The 15,833-nt window shown below is 52.2% G+C and carries 12 protein-coding genes; 2 read left to right on the top strand and 10 right to left on the bottom strand.

Going from position 1 to position 15,833, the window contains the following annotated elements; all coding sequences use genetic code 11:
• Together ACFPMF_RS27740 and cas6 are read right to left on the bottom strand one after the other, a co-directional pair.
• On the bottom strand, positions 1–1,145 hold a 1,145-nt coding region (locus tag ACFPMF_RS27740; protein ID WP_379851392.1), incomplete at its 3' end, for a hypothetical protein.
• Between the two features lie 18 nt (positions 1,146–1,163).
• Entirely contained in the window at positions 1,164–1,970 is an 807-nt protein-coding gene (cas6, locus tag ACFPMF_RS27735; protein ID WP_379851390.1) for a CRISPR-associated endoribonuclease Cas6, read from the bottom strand.
• Positions 1,971–2,113: 143 nt separating this feature from the next.
• Between cas6 and ACFPMF_RS27730 the strand changes: the two genes are divergently transcribed.
• Both ACFPMF_RS27730 and ACFPMF_RS27725 read left to right on the top strand, forming a co-directional pair.
• Positions 2,114–2,317 (top strand): hypothetical protein, encoded by a 204-nt coding sequence (locus ACFPMF_RS27730; protein ID WP_379851388.1) that lies wholly within the window; start codon positions 2,114–2,116, stop codon positions 2,315–2,317.
• An 80-nt stretch (positions 2,318–2,397) separates the two neighbouring features.
• Positions 2,398–3,078, top strand: a complete 681-nt coding sequence (locus ACFPMF_RS27725; protein WP_379851386.1) for a helix-turn-helix transcriptional regulator — start codon at positions 2,398–2,400, stop codon at positions 3,076–3,078.
• 661 nt (positions 3,079–3,739) lie between these two features.
• On the opposite strand, the gene ACFPMF_RS27720 is transcribed toward ACFPMF_RS27725, so the two are convergent.
• The 8 genes from ACFPMF_RS27720 to ACFPMF_RS27685 form a co-directional block, all read right to left on the bottom strand.
• On the bottom strand, positions 3,740–4,534 hold the full coding sequence (locus ACFPMF_RS27720; RefSeq protein WP_379851384.1) for an SDR family oxidoreductase: 795 nt from the start codon (positions 4,532–4,534) through the stop codon (positions 3,740–3,742).
• Positions 4,535–4,626: 92 nt separating this feature from the next.
• Entirely contained in the window at positions 4,627–5,205 is a 579-nt protein-coding gene (locus ACFPMF_RS27715) for a TetR/AcrR family transcriptional regulator (RefSeq protein WP_379851382.1), read from the bottom strand.
• A gap of 309 nt (positions 5,206–5,514) precedes the next feature.
• On the bottom strand, positions 5,515–6,774 hold the full coding sequence (locus ACFPMF_RS27710) for an MFS transporter (protein WP_379851380.1): 1,260 nt from the start codon (positions 6,772–6,774) through the stop codon (positions 5,515–5,517).
• Positions 6,775–6,793: 19 nt separating this feature from the next.
• Complete coding sequence (locus ACFPMF_RS27705; protein ID WP_379851379.1) at positions 6,794–8,272, bottom strand: RagB/SusD family nutrient uptake outer membrane protein; 1,479 nt, start codon at positions 8,270–8,272, stop codon at positions 6,794–6,796.
• Between the two features lie 4 nt (positions 8,273–8,276).
• A complete protein-coding gene (locus tag ACFPMF_RS27700) occupies positions 8,277–11,366 on the bottom strand; it encodes a SusC/RagA family TonB-linked outer membrane protein (protein ID WP_379851377.1) in 3,090 nt (1,029 codons plus the stop codon).
• Positions 11,367–11,445: 79 nt separating this feature from the next.
• Entirely contained in the window at positions 11,446–13,521 is a 2,076-nt protein-coding gene (locus tag ACFPMF_RS27695) for a sialidase family protein (RefSeq protein WP_379851375.1), read from the bottom strand.
• A 163-nt stretch (positions 13,522–13,684) separates the two neighbouring features.
• Positions 13,685–14,623 carry a dihydrodipicolinate synthase family protein gene (locus tag ACFPMF_RS27690; RefSeq protein WP_379851373.1) on the bottom strand — a complete coding sequence of 313 codons (939 nt, stop codon included), beginning with the start codon at positions 14,621–14,623 and terminating at the stop codon, positions 13,685–13,687.
• A gap of 12 nt (positions 14,624–14,635) precedes the next feature.
• Positions 14,636–15,355: a FadR/GntR family transcriptional regulator gene (locus ACFPMF_RS27685; protein ID WP_379851371.1), complete on the bottom strand. Its 720-nt coding sequence runs from the start codon at positions 15,353–15,355 to the stop codon at positions 14,636–14,638.
• Between the last annotated feature and the right edge of the window lie 478 nt (positions 15,356–15,833).

Raw genomic sequence — 15,833 nt, 5'->3', positions numbered from 1 at the left:
TGAAGTCTATTATAATCGGGAGAGAAAGCATTCATCGCTGGGCTACCAAAGCCCTGAACAATTTGAACAGAAGTATTACAAAAATCTGACAAATTCACTGTGCCGCTAAATCGGACCACCTCATACACACCTGCTGGCGAAGAGGGAATACTTAATAGTAAAATATCATATTGTACCGTTTCAGGAAGGTCATTCTCTGTAAATGGAGCGAAAATGTCATCCTCATCGGTTTTCGACTGGTTAGCAGATTCCAGTCTGTCTTCAGCATCTTCTTCCTCGGCAACTACTTCGCTGCCTGAACGCCCAACAAATTTGTCGATTACTTCTACCGTGAGGTTAGTTCCTTTAGGTAATGCAACTATTCCGATACCTTTAATGCGCAGTATAGGCTTTTGTGTCAAAGCAATTGCATACATAAGGTCCTGTATTTCTTCTGACGTAAAGAGTCGAGTTTTATACCTATACTGGTCACCGAAGCCCGGTGTAGTGCCCCCCAAAGTTTTATAAAGGTATTTTTCTAGAAACACACCTCCCTCCGGATGCTTGCCCACAAAAGATCCGAGGAGTTTCTCATTAATCAGATCAGTAATTCCGTCAAACTCGTACCAACTTTTGCCATCAAAATCAAAGTGTAGTACTACAGAGGGAAGCGATAATAATAGCTTTTCGATCTGTTCCCGGCAGCGGGCATACTCCGTCCTGAACTGCCCGATTACTGTATTCGTTAACGAGGCTGCCAACTCTTCACAACGAACAAAGGAACTATTCTTTCCGACCAGCCGATAATTGCCCCCTTCATCAACGCCATTTTTTACTGGGAAGTAGTTGTAGATAATATCGCCGAATAAATACAATTTGGTTGAGTCTTTGGAGGACGTTTTGAAGTTGAGATAATACAATGATGCTATTTTGTCTTCATCCGTAATCTCTTGCACTCCATCCATTTGAAAGTCAAATGATCCATCGGTCCGCTCAGTTACAGGTAAGCGAAAAAAAGTTGTCTGGATTAAATTTCCCGCAGCGTCCTTTTTCTTCTTTATCGCATCGACATCTTTACTAACCTTGTTAATTAGTTCGTGATAATCTTTACTGTTTGCTGATTTACGGTACAGGCTCCCTAACGAAAGTGCAGTTTCAAGGCTCATAATTAATAGCTTTATAAGTTATACCACCCCCACACCCCCAAACCCCTCGGCATTATACCGCCCTATCCCCGCCAGCACGGCCAGTTCCAGCAACTCCCGCGGCCCGTTGAGTTCAAACGTAAAATTGTAATACCCGCGTACCTGGGTCTGCGCTTTGGAATCTTCTTTAATCGTCAGCAACCTTGATCGCGGTTCCCGATCCGGCAACAGTCGATAGGTTAACGTCGATTCGTCAAAATCATCATCGGTCGTCCTGCCCGCCGGAGTAACGGTTTGCGCACTTCCCCACTTCGCCAGCAGGTTCGAGATCAGTAACGGTCCGAAGTGTACGTCGGCCGGATGCAGGTACTGATCCAGCCCCCGCTCGTCCTTTTCGGCAATGACCACGGGGGAGAGCGTCCGCAGCCGGACGGTTTCCGACGCAATGTCCACCGGCACGGCTTCCACCCGCTCAATGATGAATTCGGCCGCCCGGTGCCGGGGCGTCGCAATCACGCAGCGCTGGTCCTGAAACAACCCCATAATAAAATGCTGGGCCGCTTTGTCGATGTAGAAACTAACCACCCACTCGATATACGGCGAGTTGACCCACATACCGCCCGCTTTGGGGTCAACTTTGGCATCCGGCATGATCAGGTCCGAAAAGGTAAAAAGCTTGAACCGGCGCGTCGCTGAAAACGCATACCCCTGCTCGTGGAGAAACCGGGCATAAACCGGCTCCGCATCCGCCAGTACGGCGTAGATGAACGCGCTGAGTCGATAGGCATAATTAAAAGGTACCAGCGTTTGCCGGGCAACAGGTCGTAAGGTCAGGCGGAATTGCATACGGACAGCTTAGGAATATAAGGATCTGGTACAATTCATAAAAAGATTAAGTTACTTGCGGGCGTCCGGTTTATTTTCAGGACTACACCAAATGTGCAGATTCTTCGTGCAATCTCCATGCACGATTCTATTTTTTTCAACCGATGGCTCTTTCTCAATCGCAACGATTTCAACGCATCAATGACCAACTCCGGCGCGGTCTGGCCGTTCCCCCTACGGAACTAATGCGGTTATGTGAAACCGCTGAACGCACCCTGAAAGAGGATCTGGCCCAGATGCGGGAACGGTATGGGGCACCCATAACCGACGACTGGGAGGTTACCTCTATACTCAACCCTTCGACCTGAAAACGGTTGAAATTGAACTCACCAGTCAGGATATTACTGCTCTTAAAAAGGCATTGGCCACGCTCAATCAATTCCGTGACTTGTCCGTCTTCGCCGATTTTCGGGGAGCCGTGGACAAAATTGAACAAGCAGTCCGTTTCCGCCTGAGTCATCCGACTGTCACCCAGAATCACCTGGTATTTGAAGCCGTCCCGCCCGGTCGTGGGATCGACTTGCTCGATCCCTTGTTGATGGCCTGTCAAAACCGCCGGGTGATTCAATTTCAGTATCAAAAATACGATGACCCCTCCCCGCGATTACGCACGGTTTTCCCCCACCTGTTGAAAGAGCATCGCAACCGCTGGTACTTAATCGGGTACGAGTTAACCCCTCCCCAGTTACGCGTATTCGGTTTGGATCGGATCGTTGCTGAAACGGTGGTAACGACTTCCTACGAGATGGATCCGCCGGCCTTTGAAGCCCAAGCGTATTTTAGCCCTGCCCTGGGTGTGGCCGTTTATGATGCTCCGCCCGAAGAGGTCGTCCTGTCGTTTAGCCGAAAACAAGGACTGCATTTTAAAGCCCAGCCTTTCTTCCCCTTCCGGGAAGACGATGTGCTGATGGATACATCCGATGAATTTCGGGTTAAACTGTCGATTATCATCAACCAGGAACTAATTTTTGAATTAGCTCGATTGGGAAGTACCATGAAAGTACTCCATCCTCAACGATTAATAAATGACTTAAAGCACTTTCACTTGCAAGCTTTTCAGCAGTATTAGCGTAAAGCATTGAACCGCGTAACGAGGGAATGAGTGGAGTCGCTGCCGGGAAATCCAACTACTTGACCGGATAAACCATTAGGTGAAACAGTAAAGACAAATCGATGTCTATCAAGCAATTACCCCCTCAATCCTTCTCTTTTTCTTCTGTCTGCGTATACAGGCAAAACAAAGGCAAATATGCACATTGGTCCGTTGGTGGGCTATCAAATCGGGGACAAAAATCGTCAAATTTGGGACAAGCCTACTTTATTTTCGTCTAATGAGGTGGTCCGGTTTAGTCCGACCGTAAGAGCATGCCCACGGGATCACCGATGGGGGCTTTGATGGTGTATAATCAAAGGCTAGGTTGTCCAGGTTCCCTAACGACCAATTCTAAGCCAGAGAATCCAAAAACGCGGAGGGGTGAGGTTAGAAACTGGCGATTTATAGACTTGATTTCAGTGGCACCAACTCATCGGCCATACCGAAATGGGAACCCGGGCCGCCAGGCGGTTTGCTTTCTGAGAGGAGTTTATAATACCGGGACCAGGAACGGCAAGAAGACCGGAGGCCGCACTGTTTCCGGAAAACGGGTGGTTGATGCGGTTCTGTCAGCACACCTTGATACGGTTGACAAACCCCAGGTCGGTTGTCAACCGTATCAATTGCGGCTCAAGATTCAGACAACGGGCAGATTGCCGCCATCAACGATATAGTTAGCCCCGGTGATGTAAGAGGCTCTCGGCGAAGCTAGAAAACAAACCAGTTCGGCGGTTTCTTCCGGCTCCGCCATTCGGCCCAGCGGTACGCCCCCAAGTCTTGCAAATAGGTTTTGAGTCATCATCTCGGTGCTAACGCCTGTACGCTCAGCCAGTTGCTCAATAAACGCAGCCATGGCTTCTGTTTTGTTTAAGCCGGGAGAAACCGTCATAACCCGCACGCCACTCGGAGCGACCTCGTTCGACAGGGTCTTACTGTACGCATTGAGGGCTGCCTTGGCGGTGCTATAGGCCATCGTCGATTCCCAGATGGGGAACAGTCCGCTGGTAGAAGAAATGTGAATAATAACCCCACTTTTTTGTGACAACATCCTGGGCAAAAAGGCGCGATCCAGCCGCACGGCCGCTAAGAGATTGACCTGCAAGGCTTCCTGCCAATGCGCATCGGTTAGCGCGCTAAACCCGCCAGCGGGCAGGGTGTTGGCCCCCATGTTATTGACCAAAATATCCAGGCCGCCAAAGCGCTGGTTGACCTCGTTGACCACCTGTGTACTTTCATCCGGTTTGGTGAGATCTGCCGCAATAAAGTGCTGGCTCACAGACATATCTTCGGGTTTAGTCCGGGCGGTACTAATCACGACGGCACCGGCTTGGGTGAGCCGATCGGCAATAGCCCTGCCAATTCCTTTCGTGGCGCCCGTAACCAGGGCGATCTTGCCGTCAAGTTCGGCTGTACTACGTTGTTGATCGATCATGAGTGATAATTATGAAATGATTGTTTCAGAATGGGTCAACTATCAGTAAACACCTCATTCTGAAATGAACGTTTCAAAATGAGGCAAAAAAATTATTGGGTAAGATGGCGAATCATAAATTGGGCAAGATTAGTAATCTTCCGGGGATCTCTGTAGAGGATGTGTAGCTCATACCAACCCGTATAGGTGCTGATGATGTAATCCGCTAACAGATCGGGGTCTTTATCCTTACCAATTTCTCCCTGGGCGATGGCTGCTTTGATAAGCGAACTCAAAAAGGTTTGCGTAAACTCATTGTCGGCTTTTAGAATCGCCTTAATCAGGTCATCCTTGGGAGACACCTCGAAAGCCGTTTTGATGGCTAAACAGCCATTTACGCCCTGAATGACTGCGATGCTAACCTGGTTAATAAAATCAGTTATGGCGGCTAATGGCGAGGTCGCCTGGAGGGCCTGTTCCTGTAAGGAAATCCGTCTATTGTGCGTGTACTGCTTGAGACAAAGCACAAAGAGTTCGTGCTTATCCCCAATGGTATTGTAAAGGCTACTGCTGTTAATCTTCATTGCATCGGTTAACTCTCGCAATGAGGCCCCATTGTAGCCTTTTTCCCAAAAGACAGACGTAGCTCTTTCGATAGCTTGCTCTATATCAAATTCGACCGTTCTTGCCATACTGCATTCCTAAAGAGTGAGGCAAAGATAAGCTTTTTCTGAAACAAATGTTTCAGAAAGAAAAAAAAGAGCCCATAGGCTCACCAAAAATAGTTTGTATAACCGTGTTGCACCACGTTAAAAATGAGCTTCCGATTCGGCTTATCAGGTATCTGTTCCTTCAGTGGGCGAATAAAGGGGATGACGAATTAGTGAGATGCTGCCAGGGAATGAACAGGAAAAGCCTCCGTGTAGGACGTGATTCGCATCTTCCGTCTCCACCAGTTACCCCGACACCCTTTTTGCCAGGCGTACCGGTACAGTAAATCATTAAACCATTTCGTCGGTTTTGGCCGGTTTGACCATCAGCAGAACAAACGCGCAAAGCAACATGATCGCGGCAGCCGCGTAGAACAAAATGGTCAGATTCACGTGAGCATCCCGCAGAATGCCCCCGGCGTATAACCCAATGCCGCCCACGATGCAACTGAACAGATTCAATACGCCATAACCCGTGGCGCGGTAGCGCGGATCGGAAACCAGGCAGAGAATCGGCATCATGTTGGCATCGCTGAAGGAGCGGGTAAAGGAGTACACCATAAAACCGGCAATGGCGACCACTACGCTGGCAGTGCTACTGGCGAAGAAAACAGCCGGTGCGGCCACAACCAGCCCCAGAGCGGGCACCAGAATCCGGGCCCTCGGCTGGGTACGACTCCAGCGGTCGGCCCAGGCTCCCCCAATCAACACGCCCACCAGACCGGCGGTATACAGGTAGCCCGTAGCGTATAAACCGGCCGTCGTTTGACTCAACTGAAAATGTTCCCGGTAAAACGTCGGTAGCCAGCCGATGATCAACCAGCCCACCACCCCCAAGAGTCCCCAGTACATCAGGGTCAGCACAAACGCTTTCTGGCTGAAAAGACTCCGAATTCCCCGCCAGAAACTAACCTGGCTTTCCGGTGAGGAAACCGGCTCGGCGGTAACGTCGGTTTGCAGTTTGGGCGCATCCCGGAGCACCAGCAGCAGCACCACGGCATACCCAATACCAAACAGGCCAAACACCTCAAACGCTGCGTTCCAGCGGTGGTTTTCGGCAATCCAACCGCCCACAAAGCCCAGACTTTGTCCCGCAATCACCCCCGCCATGTGGATACCCGTTGCCAGTGACCGGGTTGGTCCCCGGTGGTAATCGGCAATCAGCGCCAGGGCCGCCGGGATGTAACAGGCTTCACTGATACCCATCAGCGCCCGCGTGAGCAGCAACTCTTCGAAGGTGGTGGCCCGGGCCGTCAGCCAGGTAACCAGGGACCACACAAAAAGACTCCCAATGATCACCCGACTGCGGTTGAAGCGGTCGGCCAGAAAACCGGCGAAGGGACTCAATACCCCGTACACCCATAGGAATACGGCCGTCAGCAGCCCAAACCGGGCGTCGCTCATGGGAATGGATTCCAGAATCGACCCCCTCATGGTGGTAATCATGATGCGGTCGAGGTAATTCAGACACCCGACAACGCAGAGCATGGCTACAAAGAGCCACGCCCGCGCCGACGGTTTGGTTGGGGTAGGAATAATCGTTGATTGCACGAAGCCGTTCGCGTTGAGATTAATAACCGGGGTTTTGCGTAATGGCCGGGGTTACGTCGCGCACCGATTGGGGAATCGGAAACAGGTATTGATCCCGGCTTTTGACGTTACCTGCGAGGTTATACTGCGTCAGGAATGCTTTCATCACATCCAGTGCCCGATCGGTACGGACCAGATCGAACCACCGCAGGTTTTCAAAGCAGAACTCCGCCCGACGTTCCTTTTCCATCCACAAGCGGAAACTGGCCTGATCCGGCACATCAGCCGCCGTTTTGGGGGCCAGACCGGCGCGTTTCCGCACATTGTTCAGGATCTGAAACGCTTCTCCCGAAGCCGAATAACCGATCTCATTCAGGCTTTCGGCGTACATCATCAACACATCGGTGTATCCCAGCGCAATCCAGTCAATATCCCAGTCGTTGGCCACCGTAACGGGGCCGTTCTGGTATTTCTGGCTGGTGGGCAGGGTGGTGATGGTCTGGCCGGATTTGTGGAGCCAGCTCAGCCGGATCGCACTGGTTTTGCGTTTGTCGCCCGGTTCGAAGCTGTTGATCAGGTCGTTGGAAAGAAACAGGTTGAAAGGAGAGCCGCCAAAGGGCAATCCGCCCTGCGCAACGGGCACCGGCGCAACATCGTTGGAGGCATTGCGCGTCGGGAACGGGTTGCCCTGTCCACTGGCGCCGGTTTTGAATAACAGCGAGAACACCTGCTGCTTACCACCTTCGAACTGATGGCTGTAAATGTTGTCGTAGTTATCAAAAAACTCAAACTGACCGGATTTGATCACTTCTTCGAAAGCATCTTTTGCCTTGGACCATTCCGCCTTTTTCAACGGGTAGCCACTGCGGAACACGTAGACCTTGCCCAGATAGCCTTTGGCGGCCCATTTGGTGGCCCGGCCCTTGTTGGCATTGTCGTACGTAGCGGGCAGCAGATTAGCCGCTTCCGTCAGGTCGCTGACAATCAGGTCGTAAATTTCCTCGATACTCGACCGGGTGAGCTGATAGCTTTCGTCGATGGAAAGCGAGGTCGTTACTTTGGGCACCCCGCCAAACAGCCGGACCAGATCGAAGTAAAACAGGGCACGGGCAAACTTCGCTTCGCCTTCGTACTGTTTCCGTTTGTCGGCCGACATATCAATCGAATTTACCGTTTCCAGTATCCGGTTACTGCGGTTGATGTTGTTGTAATACAACGACCAGGCAGTAGACAGCACGGGCAGCGTCGGGGTAACGTCAAACCGATTGATCGGGCCGTCGTCGTAGGCCGTTCCCTGAAACGTGTTGTCGCTGCGGGCTTCGGTCAGCATGTAGGAGCTTTGCGACGTAACCCAGGCATTCCGCAGGCCGTTGTAACAGCCCAGTACGGCCTGGTTGATGTGGGTTTCGGTTTTGTAAAAACCCTCTACACTTTTTTGGGAAATCGGGACCAGATCCAGTTGCTGACAACCGCTGGCCAGTCCGATCAACAGGGTGAAAATAAGGTGTACGGTTTTCATCCTTTTAAAATTTTACGTTTAAACCGAGGGTATAGGTTCGCGCCAGCGGGTAAGTCGCGTCGAAATCGACACCAGCCAGGGTATTGGTGTTCGAATACGTTCCCGTCTGGGGGTTTTTATTGTAATGATCGTGCATAAAGACGTTGTCGACGCTGCCGTAGATCCGGATGCCGCTGATGCTCTTGGTTTTGGCCAGCAGCGACTCCGGTAGCCGGTAGCCCAGCGAGATGGTCCGAACCCGCCAGTAGGCCGCACTGCGGAGCCAGAAGCTGGAAGGCGTGGTCAGGTTGGCCGTCACTGCCGCCCGGGGTACCCAGCCATTGCCCGGCTGTTCGGGCGAGCGCCACCGGTCGCGCCAGTAGCCATCGACGTTACCCCGCGATTGTCCGTGCTGCCCGATGGCGGCATTCAGCAATTTGTTGCCCCACTGCCCGTCCATCGACACCATCATGTCAAACGGGCCGTACGAAAACGAATTTTGCATCCCCCAGAAAAACTTCGGGTTGTTGTTACCCAGAATGGTCCGGTCGTCTTCCGTGATTTTTCCGTCACCGTTCACATCCTTGTACTTGATGTCGCCCACATTTTGGGTTTTGTATTTCGGATGGGCGTCGAAATCTTTCTGGTCAACAAAAACGCCTTCCTGCACAAAAGCGAAGTAGCTGCCAATCGGCTGGCCGACCTGCGTGATGGTGGTAAAACCGTCCCGGGTCGTATAAATCGGCGCGTTACCGGGTCCCAGCGCCGTTACCTTGTTGGTATTGTGGGTGATGTTAAACGAGGTAGTCCACTTGAACGGACCGGTGAGGTTGCGGGTGGTCAGTTCGAGTTCGACCCCCGAATTGCGCACCGAGCCAATGTTCATCCGGGCCGACGAAAAACCGGTGATCGGCGGGATCTGGACGTTCAGCAACAGGTCTTTCGTATCGGTCTGGTACACGTCAAACCCCACAACAACCCGGTTATTGAAAACGGCCAGATCAAAACCCGCATCAAAGGTAAACGACCGCTCCCAGCCCAGCATCCGGTTGCTGAACGAGCTTGGACTAAAACCGGAAACCACCGCCTGACTGCCGCCCAGCACGTAGTTGGTATTCGACAGCGTGCCGATGGCGGCATAGTCGCCGATGTTGTTGTTCCCCGCCACCCCGTAGCTAACCCGCAGTTTCAGGTCGTCGATGAAGGAAACCGAGCGCATAAAGGGTTCCTGCGAAATCCGCCAGCCAACCGATGCCGCCGGAAACCAGCCCCAGCGGTTGTCGGCCCCAAACCGGGAACTGCCATCCCGACGGATGCTGGCCGTCAGCAGGTATTTATCCCGGAACGAGGTGCTCACCCGACCCAGAAACGACATCAGGCTCCAGGCCGTGGCCGACGACTCCCCGGCGCTCAGGATGGTGCCCATGTTCAGGGTGGTGATTTCGTCGTCGGGAAAACCGGTTTTGGAAAGGCTCGTTGCGGTGAACTTATCCTCCTGGTAGGTGAAACCCGCCAGCGCGTTCAGGCTCCATTTTTCCTTCTGAATATCGTAGGTCAGCGTGTTCTCGTTGAGGTAGTTTTCCCGGGTTCCGGTGCCAACCGACCCCACGTGCCCAACGCCCCGGTTGATGTTGTCCGGTTTGAAAAACTGGTTGAGATCACTCAGAAAATCGGCCCCGAAGGAGGTCCGGAAGCGCAGGTTTTGGGCCAGATCGATGGTGGTGTACAGATTGGCCCGCAAGTTCCGGCTTTTGGTTTCGTTGGTGAGCTGGGTCGCCAGCGCAATCGGGTTCAGGTAAAAGGCTGCGTGAAAGGGATAAAAACCGCCCCGCTGGGTCTGCTGTTCCAGACCCACGATGGGCGCTACCCGCACCGACCGGCTAACCGGCCCCTGATTGCCGTCGCCATCCGAATCATTCTTCCTGACCGAAGTTGCGGAAAGATTTAACCCCATGTTGACGCGGGAACTGAGTTTGGTTTCGACGTTGGCGCGGAAGGCCAGTCGGTTGTAGTCCGAACCCAGAATAATACCCTGCTGGTTGAAGTAGTTACCCGAGATGTAGTATTTGGTATTCTCGGAAGAGCCCGAGGCCGACAACTGGTAATTCTGGACCGGGGCCACCCGCGAGATCAGCTTCTGCCAGTCGTGATCGGGCAATGATTTCGGATCGGTTAACCAGACCGGATCGATCCAGTAGTTGGCATTGCTCCGAACCGAATTAGGATCACTGGCTTTTCCGCCCTGAAGCATCCAGGTGTTGTTGCGTTCTTCGATGGCAAAATCAATGTATTCATCGCGGTTGAGCACATCGACGCGGCTAAACCGTTCCTGCAAACCGTAGTACGTATCAAATTCAAGCACCGGTTTACCTTTTTTGCCCGATTTCGTCGTAATCAGCACGACACCGTTGGAACCGCGCGATCCGTAAATAGCCGCCGAAGCGGCATCTTTGAGCACTTCGATGGATTCGATCTCGTTCGGGTTGATGTTGTCCAGCCCCGAGTTGATCGGAAAACCGTCGACGACGTACAGGGGCGAACCTGAATTGTTGATCGACCCAACACCGCGGACTTTAACGGCCATGCCCCGTCCGGGGCTTCCGCTCGTCTCCTGGACCTGAACCCCCGCCAGTTTGCCGTTCAGGGCGTGGTCGATGCGGCTCACGGGCCGCTGATCGAGGTCCTGGGCTTTGATTTTGGCAATCGAGCTGGTAATCTGGGTGCTTTTGAGCGAACCGTATCCGATGACGACGGCTTCTTCCAGATTGATGTTCGATTCGGTGAGCTGCACATCAAGCTGATCGTTTTCGACGGTTTTCTGCACCGAATTGTAACCAATGTAGGAGAACTGGAGTACGTCACCTTTTGACGCGGCAATCTGATACGCACCCGCAGCGTCAGAAACGACACCTTTCAGGGTTCCTTTGATGAGAATCGTCACACCCGGTAAGGATTCTCCGTTTTCACGGGTGACTTTTCCCCGAACCGTCAGACTTTGCGAATAGACCGAACCGGACAGCAGAATTCCCAATACAACCGACAGAAAGCAATTCCAACGGTTTCGGAAGAGAATACAATCCCGGTTCCTGTAGCGAGCAGGAATAATTTTTTTCATACATTTGAAGGTTACTACTGGTTTAGTACATCTTGTTTTTGAGTGGAGGAGCTGCTGGAACAGCTCCTTTTTCGTTGGTTTATTTGAGGGTTAGAAGTGATTGAATGCGGTCTTTGAGTTGCGCCATCGGAATGACGCTCAGGTAGATGGACGACTTGCCTTCGTGCGACGAGTAGTACGAGATCCAGAGCTTATCCTCGTGAATCAACAGGCCCGGGTAGCTGGTGTCGCCCCCGGAAGGCAGTTCGTACAGCCGCTGAAAAATGCCATTTTCGTCCACCTGCAACATCACGGTCGCCGTTCCGGTGCGAGTAGGCGGCCGTTCATAGGGATACTCCCGGGTCACAACCAGCCAGCGGTTGTCGGTAAGTTCAAAGAAATTCTGCCCGCCCATGCCGTGATCGATCTGAACGACTTCGAACTTCTGGTAAGGCGGTTTCGCGAAAGCCAGAAAACCGGCGGTGGAGTTGCCGCCCGCGTTCCGGATCAGGATAACCAGACTGCTGTCGGCCCTGAATTTTACCGTGGCTTCGCAGCCTTCGGGTGATGGGTTGAAATCATTACTAACGACCTGGTAATTAACCCCATCGACGGTTTTGTACAGAATTAACTTGCGGTTTTTGGTGTTCACCTGTCCGGTTTTGGGGTCCGTCTCGCAAATATTGGATGCCACGTAACCGATTGGGCCATTCCAGGTAATCCGGAAAAACCAGTTATTGGAGGGAATGCCGCGCACCCGCATGGGCGAGGTCCATTGCTGGCCATCCTTCGAGAACATCACCCGGGTATGCCATTCCATTAACTTATTGTCAACGTAATCGGAACCGCCACAGGTAATCATCAGCCGACCGTCGGGCGTAATGGCCAGTTTGGGGTCGCGGAGATCAATACCCGGCTCCTTGATGAGGGCCTGACTCTCCCACTTCTCGCCATCCACAGAAGCGATGACCCGGATCGTACCGTCCGAAGATTCGCCCGGTTTGGTATGGACCGGCGAGTGGCCCAGACCCTCGCGAAACGTACAGTAAAATTTGCCGTTAAACCGGAGCAAGTCCGTAAACGCACTGTGCGGAGACGAATTCCAGATCGGTTTTGATGGCAGAATGTCGGGGGCCTTGTTTAAGGCCATGAGCTGGGAAACCGGGACTTGCGTAAAGTAAATGGAGGCCTTCCCTTCGTGGGAGGAATAATACGAAATATACAAGGTTCCTTCGTGCAGAACCATGCCGGGATAGCTGTTGTCGCCACTGGACGGCAACTTGAAAATCTTGCGGAACTTGCCATTCTTATCACCCAGGAAGAATGCCGTGTTCGGAACGGTTTCGTAGGACCGGGTTCCCATGACCAATTGCTGATCGTTCAGAAACAGGAAGTTAGGTCCGCCCAGCCGCATGGTCAGCCGCTGAAAATTCCAGTTGGTATACGGAGCAGCACTTTTGGCCAGCATGCCTACTTTATCGCCTATTTCCCGGCGAATCAGTACAAACAGGGAATCGTGCTGGTCAAACCGTACGGTGGCCTCGTTCGGAAAACCGTCGACGTCCAGTTTGGACACCTTTTCGAACGACTTGCCATCTTTCGTTTTCAGCAGGTACATGGCCGTCGGGCCGTTGCGTTCCTGGGGGCCAATTTGATAATCGATGGCGTAGCCGGTCCCTTTGTGCCAGGTCACACGCCAGATCCAGTCGCCCCAGGAGACGATGGACGGATCAACGTTCACTTTTTCGGGCACCGAAAACTTCAGGCCGGTTTTGTCGGAAAAGGCGACGTGTGGCGTTCGTCCAAGCAGTTTGCCCTGCTGATAAATCGAGCCACCAATGATGATCATCAAACGGCCGTTCGGCGTAATCGACAGCTTGGGGTCACGCAGGTCGATCCCTTCTTTTTCCAGTAAGGCAACGCTTTCCCAGTCTTTGCCCGTGGTTGATTTCAGGATTCGTACTTTTCCGTCGGTGCCAGGGATATGGCCCGACCCTTCCCGGAACGAGCAGTAGAACGCTCCTTTAAACCGAATCAGGTCCGTAAAGGCGCTGTGCGTGGCCTGATCCCAGATTTTGGTTACCACCGGCCCATCGTCCTTCTTCCGACCGTACGCGGTGGTGAGGCCGGTCAGAAAGGTCAGTAAGAGAAAAAGGTGTTTGATCGAACTATTCATAAGATACAAGAAATTAAGGGTTAGGGATAATCGTATGGGTGGGTACGGGCCGGTTTTCACTCAGGAGCCGGCGGAAGTGGCCCGCCCATCCCGGTTTGGCCGTGCGTCCGGGTGTCTGTGCGCCCCAGCAGCACTACCGTGACCAGAACGAGGCTCCGAAGTTTCATAAACCAACCAGTCTGGATTCGGTGAGTAATTCAAAAAAGTCGGTCTTTTGCAAATCCTGCTCCAGTTGTTGCCACTCGGCTGGCGTCAGGTTTCGGAGCGGAGTCCGGCAGGGACCACAGTCGAGACCCGCCAGTTTCAGAATGGCTTTGCCACCCACCACGGCATTGACGTACCGAAGCATCACCGTCACAATATCAATGGATTGCATCTGATAGGCCCGGGCAGCGGCAAAATCGCCGTCCTGATACGCTTCCATGAGTTTGTGGTACACCTCCGGAATGAAATTGAAGGTGGTGCCGATGGCGCCCTGCACGCCCAGCACCAGGCCGTTGATCAGGATTTCGTCGTGGCCGTGCAGCACATCGAAGCGACCGCCTTGCAAAGCCACACACTGGTGCATATCCATGAAATCGGTATACGTAAACTTGACCCCCGCGAGGTTCGGAATCCGCTTCGAACCCCGTTCCAGCAACTGATTGACTTTGATATGCGCTCCGGTGGCAACGGGCAGGTGGTAGTAATAAAACGGCACTTCCGGGGCCGCCGAAGCCACCTGCTGGCAATAGTCCACGATGACATCGACCTCCGATGACGTTAGAAAACAGGGCGCCATGCAACCCACGGCATCGATTCCTATTTGCTGGCTATGGGCCGCCAGATCTTTGGAAATCTGGACACTCGTGCTGCCGACGTGGACGATGATTTTGAAATCAGCCGTGCCGTGAACGGCCCAGGCTTCTGCCATCACTTTCCGTTCCTCGACCGAAAGCAACATGCCTTCGCCCGACGAGCCATTCACAAACACGCCGGCCACACCCTGCCGTTTCAGGCGGTCGGCGTACGTGCTGACCAGCGCCGGATTGATGGAACCGTCGGGGTGAAAAGGAGTAAAAACCGCAGCGATCAGCCCGTTTATTTTGGGGTAATGAATCATATAGGATAAAAATTAGTTGGGTATGTCGGGTGTATGGATGGTTTTAATGTATTCGACGTAAGCGATCAAATGATCCTCCACCGCTTTCCGGTAGCCTTCCAGGTCGCGGGCTTCCAGATAAGGAATGAGGTCTTTGTGCCGGACCAGTCGCCGTTCGGGCTGACTGCCCTTATTAAATCGGTCGAAGTCCTCGAAATTTTCGTTGACGTACTTGAAAACCGGCAGAATGATATTCAGAAAATCGAGCATCACCCGGTTTTTGGTGATGGAATAGATCTTGGTGTGAAACTCCCGTTCCATTTCCACATTTACCTTCAGGTAACTGATATTCTCTTCTTTGGCCACAAGCCGTTTCAGTTCCTCAATATCCTGGTCGGTGATGTTGTTGACGATCAGGTTGGCGCATCCAATCTCCAGCGAAACCCGCATCCCCAATAGATCCAGGATGGTTTCTTTACTCAGGATAAAAGGGTTGACCACCTTTTGAAAACTCGTCATGACATTGGGTTGCGAAAGGACAATCCCCCGACGCTTCCGGCTTTCAATCAATCCCAGCATCCTCAGGCGACTTAAGGCTTCCCGAACCACATTCCGCCCTACACTGTATTTCTCCGCCAGTTCCAGTTCACTCGGAATTTCATCACCTGGCGTCAACTTTTTGTCAGTAATATGCTTGATTATCAAGCTCTCAAGTCCATCGACCAAGGTACTGTTTCGAAGGATCTCATCCATACGTATTAAATGGTATATGTTCTATAAGTCGTATATGTCCTACAATAATAGCTATTTTTTTCCATGTACGATGAGAACTTTGTTTTTTTTACGAAAGATTTGGTGGAGAAATTGGCAATAGTAGTTCTGAGCGTATTAGGGTGTCTAGCCTACAACCGCTTTTCCAGAGTTCAGCGCTAGAGCAAATCAGGCACACAGCTAGCCGATTGAAAGTCTTGTCCTAACGGAGTCCTTCTAAACAGGCTGTCTTAGCCCCTTATTAGTTGGACAGATTTTCCAAAATGGTTGTGTTACTTGCGCAGATTTCGGAGCGGCCATCTCGGAGGGATTCCTAGACAATGGGATACCAGGCTGAGATGGTCCAATAAATCGGCACAGTGAACTTGCTTAACTTGCAAGAACATGCAGCCTAAAAACACCCCCCTTAAAAGGCGTAAATACGACGCGACTTTTAAAGCAGACGTGCTGAAGATGATTG

Source organism: Larkinella bovis (assembly GCF_042655385.1).
Lineage (GTDB): Bacteria > Bacteroidota > Bacteroidia > Cytophagales > Spirosomataceae > Larkinella > Larkinella bovis.
This window is presented reverse-complemented; position numbering and strand designations above follow the sequence as displayed.